The organism is Candidatus Protofrankia californiensis, from assembly GCF_900634765.1.
Taxonomy (GTDB): domain Bacteria; phylum Actinomycetota; class Actinomycetes; order Frankiales; family Frankiaceae; genus Protofrankia; species Protofrankia californiensis.
This window is the reverse complement of sequence record NZ_CAAAFT010000395.1, coordinates 1-6,458: the sequence shown is the minus strand read 5'-3', so window position 1 is coordinate 6,458 and position 6,458 is coordinate 1. Positions and strand designations below refer to the sequence as shown.

At 67.9% G+C, this 6,458-nt stretch carries 7 protein-coding genes; 3 read left to right on the top strand and 4 right to left on the bottom strand.

The genetic code is table 11. The annotated features are described in order from the left end of the window. Positions 1-710: 710 nt before the first annotated feature. The 3 genes from DD1DGNOD_RS20265 to DD1DGNOD_RS20255 all read right to left on the bottom strand — a co-directional run bounded on the left by DD1DGNOD_RS20265 (position 711) and on the right by DD1DGNOD_RS20255 (position 2,564). A complete protein-coding gene (locus tag DD1DGNOD_RS20265; protein ID WP_131768066.1) occupies positions 711-1,148 on the bottom strand; it encodes a hypothetical protein in 438 nt (145 codons plus the stop codon). Positions 1,149-1,152: 4 nt separating this feature from the next. Beyond that, positions 1,153-1,884, bottom strand: coding sequence for a dienelactone hydrolase family protein (locus DD1DGNOD_RS20260; protein ID WP_241255864.1), 732 nt, complete (start codon positions 1,882-1,884; stop codon positions 1,153-1,155). Positions 1,885-2,090: 206 nt separating this feature from the next. Then, a complete protein-coding gene (locus DD1DGNOD_RS20255) occupies positions 2,091-2,564 on the bottom strand; it encodes a VOC family protein (RefSeq protein WP_131768065.1) in 474 nt (157 codons plus the stop codon). Positions 2,565-2,891: 327 nt separating this feature from the next. Here DD1DGNOD_RS20255 and DD1DGNOD_RS20250 point away from each other — a divergent pair, with 327 nt between their 5' ends. The 3 genes from DD1DGNOD_RS20250 (at position 2,892) to DD1DGNOD_RS20240 (ending at position 5,401) form a co-directional block, all read left to right on the top strand. After that, positions 2,892-4,007, top strand: a complete 1,116-nt coding sequence (locus DD1DGNOD_RS20250; RefSeq protein WP_131770835.1) for a HoxN/HupN/NixA family nickel/cobalt transporter — start codon at positions 2,892-2,894, stop codon at positions 4,005-4,007. 362 nt (positions 4,008-4,369) lie between these two features. After that, positions 4,370-5,038 carry an NAD(P)-dependent oxidoreductase gene (locus tag DD1DGNOD_RS20245; RefSeq protein ID WP_131768064.1) on the top strand — a complete coding sequence of 223 codons (669 nt, stop codon included), beginning with the start codon at positions 4,370-4,372 and terminating at the stop codon, positions 5,036-5,038. A gap of 99 nt (positions 5,039-5,137) precedes the next feature. Next, complete coding sequence (locus tag DD1DGNOD_RS20240; RefSeq protein ID WP_131768063.1) at positions 5,138-5,401, top strand: DUF2277 domain-containing protein; 264 nt, start codon at positions 5,138-5,140, stop codon at positions 5,399-5,401. An 86-nt stretch (positions 5,402-5,487) separates the two neighbouring features. Here DD1DGNOD_RS20240 and DD1DGNOD_RS20235 read toward each other — a convergent pair whose 3' ends face one another. Further along, positions 5,488-6,369, bottom strand: a complete 882-nt coding sequence (locus tag DD1DGNOD_RS20235) for a hypothetical protein (protein WP_131768062.1) — start codon at positions 6,367-6,369, stop codon at positions 5,488-5,490. Between the last annotated feature and the right edge of the window lie 89 nt (positions 6,370-6,458).

The following is a 6,458-nucleotide window of genomic DNA, read 5'->3' as shown; positions in this document are numbered from 1 at the left end:
TCCGTGACCTACATTCCGGGACCGCCCGCCCCCGACGACCCCGAAACGCTGGTCCGCACCTTGCGCAAAGCCGCCGCCGCCTTCGAGTAACAACCTCCGCGCCCGCGCTCCCACCAGCGCGTTACCAACCTCGCCATTACCGGCCGCACCAGGAGCGAGTGACCGGACAGCACTCACTGCCCTCCTGCCGGGAATCCCAGCTGGGGCTACCGTCGCATCCACGGCGAACTTGTCCGCCTCGGCCACCCGGCACAGACCATGACGCGCCGACCCGGGTCCGTCGGCATCCTCAGCGACGCTCAACAGTGCACACACCTTGTGCGCAGCGTTCGACGGTGGCTTTGACATCTGCGTCGCAGAGCGTCCAGGTCACGTGGGTGAGCCAGGCACAGCTCGAACTTCCCGAATGTCGTGGCTTTCGCGGGTGTCTTCAGCGATCAGGCACTGCGTTCGGCGCCGGCTGCGGTGATCCGGAATGGGGCGTGTTGGTTCCAGGCAGTGCCAGTCATATAACCATGCGCGATCTGGCGAACGGTGGTATGCGTCGATGAGCGCTGGCCACCAAGAAGATCGGCGCGAGTTTGTCGATGTGTACGCTAATGTGGCCGAAAAGCGTACACGGCAACAAACTCTTTTGGATCATGGCCTGTGCGGGTGGTCGCGGACAGGATCTGCATTACTTGACCGATGCTCTGGCCCGCATCCGCGGGCTATGCGAGTCCCACGTCCCGGCGGTTGAAGGCTGCGGTGCCGGCGGTCACCAACACGGCGACGAACCCCAGGGTCAGCAGCATGCCCTTGATCGGCAGGCCGGTGCGCAGCGGATCCTGGCCGATCGTCCAGTTCCACGGCGAATACGACACCACGCCCGACAGCGCGCTGGCCTGCGGAAGCAGGCTGTACATGGCGTACCCGAGCACGGCTGTGCCGGCGGCCAGGCCGAGCGCGGGGGTCCGTCCGATCCCCAGACCCGCGCCGAGGGAGGCAACCGCGCCGCGCCGGTCTCCGTTCTTGCCATCCTGGCCGGCCGCGTCACCGTCCAGCGCCCGGCGGAGAAGTTTCCCCGGGTTTCCCGGCGGTGGAAACGCGGCTGGATCTCCACACTCCCGATACCCTCGGCAGCCACGGAGACGGCGACGAACGGTCAACGGCCTACCGGGTCGTGTCACGCAGGTATGTGCCGAAGAACGCCTCGATACGGGTCCAGGCGTCGGCGGCGGAGGCGGGTTCCGGGCCCGTCCGCGTGACCTTCAGCAGCGGCTGGAGCAGCTTCGGGCCGACGGCGATGTCGTTGAGGAACGAGTGCCCCGCCTCGGGGTAGCGCTTGACGTCGTGCGGGACGCCCGCTTCCTCCAGCGCGGCGACCAGCTTCGGTACGGTCCTCGCCGACGCCCGTTCCGGCCCCCGGCCGCCGTAGCTCGCGACGATCGGGCAGGCGCCCGTGACGGCCGCGGGCAGGTCCCTGGGCAGTATGCCGTAGTTGTCGGCGGCGACGTCGAATCCACGGTTGGCGACGAGCAGCGCGAATCCGCCGCCCATGCAGAAGCCGATCACACCCACCTTGCCGGTGCAGTCCGGGTGCCGGGCCAGGTATGTCCGCGCGGCCTCGATGTCGTGCAGGGGGTGTCCCTGCCCGCGGCGCAGCGCGCGAAAGGTGCTGACGATACACCGGCGCGGGCCGCCGTCGCTGAACAGGTCCGGTGCCAGGGTCAGGTAACCTGCCCGCGCCAGCCGGTCGGCGTGCCGGCGGATCACGTCGTCCAGGCCCCACACCTCGTGGATCGCCACCACGCCCGGCCAGGGGCCTGGCCCGTCCGGACGGGCCAGGTACCCCGACAGCGTCGTCGAGCCGTCCGGAACCGGGCCCAGGTCGACAATGGTCACGGCGCTCCTCCGCAGGATCGATTCCACCGGCTCGACGCGTACAGCGCACAGGCATGCCATCATCGCCCATCGCCGTCGGACAAGCAGGCAGGCAGGCAGCGCTGCCGTCTCGTCCGGTCGCGATCTTGTTCGGTATGGCGTCCTCGTCCGGTGCGGCGTCCGCCTGGAATGACCTTTCTTTTCTTCGGGGATCTTTCCCGGGGGAGCTATGCCTGGTCGGCGGCTCGCCACAGCTCCGCAATATCGATCTTCTTCATCTGCAGCATCGCCTGCATGGCGCGCTGGGACCGCCCGGGGTCGGGGTCGGTGAGCAGTTCGCGCAATGCGGTCGGGACGATCTGCCACGACAGCCCGTACCGGTCCTTGAGCCAGCCGCAGGGTCCTTCCTCCCCGCCGTCGGTCAGTCTGCTCCAGTACTCGTCGACCTCGGCCTGGGAAGCGCAGCTGACCTGGAACGAGATCGCCTCGGAGAAGGTGAACTCGGGCCCGCCGTTCAGGGCGACGTACTCCTGCCCGTCCAGCACGAAGGTGACGGTCATGACCATGCTCTCCGGGCGCGGTGCGCCCGGGCCGTAGTGGGTGACGTCCACGATCGTGGAACTGGGGAAGATCGAAGTGTAGAACTGGGCGGCCTCTTCCGCTTGCGTGTCGAACCACAGGCACGGTGTGGTCTTGGGCATCGTCCGCTCCTTGTCTCTCCTGTCATCTTGCTGGTCAGCCGTCAACCATCTCCCAGCCGCCAGCCATGTGCAGGCCGCGTGTCGCAGGCACGCCGCAAGCCGGGTCGGCGTGCACCGTCCGCGGTGCGCAGCGCATGAATCTGCGAAAAGCAAGCTACTGCAAAGTTCTTGCAGAAGCGTATGTGTACCGCTTATCGTCGAACATCGGCCGACCAGCCCCAGCCGACCAGCCCGGCCGGACGGGGACGCGGGCGGGTTGCGACCGCGAGTGGAACATAATGATCGAAAGGGGACGCTGTGGCCGTTGACGCCGCCACCACGCCCAATATGGGGCTGTACGGGCGGGTCCGCCGGGCGCTCGGGCCGGGGGAGTGGGCGACGGTCGCCGGCATGGCCGCAGTGATCGTCGGGCTCCATGTGATCGGCTGGTTCACCCTGGTCGCGATCATTGCCCCGCACCACTACCGTTTCGGCGCCGACAGCCAGGTGTTCGGCGTCGGCCTGGGCCTGACCGCCTACACCCTCGGCCTGCGCCACGCGTTCGACGCCGACCACATCGCCGCGATCGACAACACCACCCGCAAGCTGATGACCGATGGTCAGCGGCCGCTGTCGGTCGGCTTCTTCTTCTCCCTCGGTCACTCCACGATCGTGTTCGCCCTGGCGTTCCTGTTCAGCGTCGGTGTGCGCTCGCTCGCCGGCCAGGTTGCCGACGACGGCTCGACCCTGCACGACGTGACCGGCTGGATCGGCACCACCGTCTCCGGCGGCTTCCTCTACGCCATCGCCGCGATCAACATGATCATCCTGATCGGCATCGTGAAGGTGTTCCGGGACATGCGCCGCGGCACCTATGACGAGGCCGGGCTGGAGGAGCAGTTGAACTCCCGGGGGCTGATGAACCGGTTCCTCGGCCGCTTCACCAGGGCTATCACCCGGCCATGGCAGATGTACCCGCTCGGCGTGCTGTTCGGGCTGGGCTTCGACACCGCCACCGAGGTCGCCCTGCTGTTCATCGCCACCGGCGCCGCCGGCGCCGGCCTGCCCTGGTACGCCATCCTGGTGCTGCCGGTGCTGTTCGCCGCCGGCATGAGCCTGCTGGACACCATCGACGGCTCGTTCATGAACTTCGCCTACGGCTGGGCGTTGTCCAAACCGGTCCGCAAGGTCTACTACAACATCACCATCACCGGGCTGTCGGTGGCGGTCGCGTTCATCATCGGCAGTATCGAGCTGCTCGGCATCCTCGCCGAGAAGGCGAACCTCACCGGCGGCTTCTGGGGCTGGATCTCGAACCTGGACCTGAACGTCGTCGGCTACCTCATCGTCGGCCTGTTCGTCATCACCTGGGCCGCCGCCCTGCTGGTGTGGAAGTACGGGCGGATCGAGGAGAAATGGTCCGCCGGCATCCGCGAGGCCGGCCAGGTCGAACCCGCGGGCTGACCCCGCAGGCTGACCGAAGGAGCGCTCGCGGCCGACCAGCGGTCGGCCCGCAGCTGCAGCGTCTGCGTTCACATGCACGCCCATGATCCTCAGGGTGCCGGTCGGGTAGCCGTGCGTCCTGTTTCGATCAAGAAATTGAGTACGAAAACGGCTGTTATCATGATCTTCTGGTCCCTCGGTTTCATGATTCGACGCTGGTGGACGAGGGCTATCTCCAGCAGGCGGACGGGAACAACCAGCGCGTCCAGTCGGTGGGGTCGGCGGAACCGCCTCGACATCCCCACGGGGCAGGTGGCGGGCGCGGACCGGAGCTGACAGGTGATAAGCACGTTCTGTCATCGCTACGGTGCAGGGAGAAACGGATGAAACTTACGATCTTCGCGGCAACAGGCGGTATCGGCCGGCAGATTCTCGACCAGGCCGTCGCCGCGGGCCATGACGTCACAGCGGTTGTTCGCAACCCGCGGAAGCTGCCATCCACGCAGGTACGCATCGTCACCGCCGACCTGGCGGCCGCGGAACCGGTGGCACTGCAGGTCGCGGTCGATGGGGCCGACGCGGTCCTGTCCGGTCTTGGTGCCCGGTCGAAGGCCGAGGCAGGAGTCGCCTGGCAGGGCACGCGGGCCATCACCGCGGCGATGCGGGCGGCTGGCGTACGACGCATCGTCGTTGTGAGCGCGGCGCCGATCGGCACGGTACCTTTGCCCAACCGTCCGCAACCGCCCAGACACGACCCGGGCGACGGGTTCTTCACGCGGCACCTGGCCGCTCCTGTGATCAAGGTGGTGCTGCGTGAACACTATGCCGATCTCGCGCGGATGGAGGACGTCCTGCACGACAGTGGGCTGGACTGGACCGTCGTACGGCCGCCACGACTGACCGACAAGCCGCTGACCGGTACCTACCGGGTGGCCTACGGGCAGAACCTGCGCCGCGGCATCGCCGTCTCACGCGCCGACGTCGCCCATTACATGCTCCGCGCGCTCGACCAGCCCGAAACGATCAAGCAAACCGTCGGCGTCGCAAATTGACCAGATCAAACAGTGTTTATTTCCGGACAGACGGATCTACGATCCCTTTCGTAGCGCGGCCCGGCAGTGAGGAAGAGCCTGAAGAGGGACGGTGAGGGTATGTGCCGCAACATCACCGAGCTTCGGGGTCTCGAGCCACCGGCGACCGACGAGGAGATCGAGGCGGCCGCCCGCCAGTTCATCCGGAAGGTCAGCGGGCTGCGCCAGCCCCCACCGGCAGCCGGGGACGCGTTCGATGCGGCGGTCACCGAGGTGACCGCCGCGGTCCAGCGGCTGCTCGGCGTGTTACCGGCCCGCCGCCAGCCTCCGGCCACCGTTCCCCCGCTGCGGCGCCCGGGGATCCGTGCCCGTCCCGGCCTGTGAGCATCCCGGCTGCTGGGTGACCGACCCGCGCGGGGCGGCGCGCGCCCCCGTGGCGAGTGCCCCTGGTGGGTGCCCTGAAACGGGTTTCAGGAGCGTCCGGAGAGCCCGCAGAGCAGCTCCAGCAGCCGACACCGCTCCGCCGGCTGGCTGGATGCTGGCGCAGTCGGCGCGGGGCCCGATCCGGTCGGTGCCGTGGTCAGGCCTGGATCTCTCGGAGTCCCTGGAGCGGGGGTGACCTCCGGTGCGGGCGTCGTTCCCGGGGCTGTGGGCGTTGTGGTGGCGCCGGCCGCCTCCGGCGTCGTGGCGTACCGCGCCGCGGACATGCCGCAGTAAGCGGGTGGCGTGTCCATGCCGGGGGAGTATCCGCCAGGCCGCAGCAGTACCGAGGCGCCGGTCAGGTGCAGCCTGGGCATGGTGATCTGGCCGGACTCGCTGTATATCCCGCCCAGCGTCAGGAGCGCGTCGCTTCGCCCGGCCAGGCCGACCACCGCCGAGATGATATTGTCCTGGTATCCGGTGGCGGGGTCGACGTTGAGTGCGTAGTGGAGCGGGGGGTCCAGCACCAGCCCTGTGACGCCGCCGGAGCCGTACACACCGGCGTCCCGCACGCAGGTGAAGGGAGCGATGATGCTGCTTCCCTCCGGCGTTCTCGCCGCGGTCATCGTGCTGGCGGTCACCTCCAGCGTCCACATTCCGAGCGCGCCGAGATTGATTTCCTTCTCCAGCCGGAAGTCGCTGGCGCTGATGAGATCGCCGATTCGTAATAGTGCGGCCGGTGCGCCGTCCGCTGGATTGACCGTGCCGTTGAGCGCCAGTTGCCGGAGTTCGATGTTCTCGCCGGCCCAGTGAAACGTGTTCACGCTGCCGGCCTCGGCCGAAGCGGTACCGACCATGCCGGAAATTGGGATGAACGAGCCCACAACCATCAGGGTCAGCAACGCACCGAGGTGCCGGAGGAAGCCTTTCACCGGACTTCCAGTGTCGTGTCGGCGACGGACCGGTCGTCCGGAACAGTGGAATCCGAAACAGCGGAGGAGGCGGACCGGTCGTCCGAAAC

Coding starts and splice junctions, on each gene's coding strand:
- DD1DGNOD_RS20245 (WP_131768064.1), top strand. CDS start 4,370: ATGAAACTTACGATCTTCGCGGCAACAGGCGGTATCGGCCGGCAGATT.
- DD1DGNOD_RS20240 (WP_131768063.1), top strand. CDS start 5,138: ATGTGCCGCAACATCACCGAGCTTCGGGGTCTCGAGCCACCGGCGACC.
- DD1DGNOD_RS20250 (WP_131770835.1), top strand. CDS start 2,892: ATGGGGCTGTACGGGCGGGTCCGCCGGGCGCTCGGGCCGGGGGAGTGG.
- DD1DGNOD_RS20255 (WP_131768065.1), bottom strand. CDS start 2,564: ATGCCCAAGACCACACCGTGCCTGTGGTTCGACACGCAAGCGGAAGAG.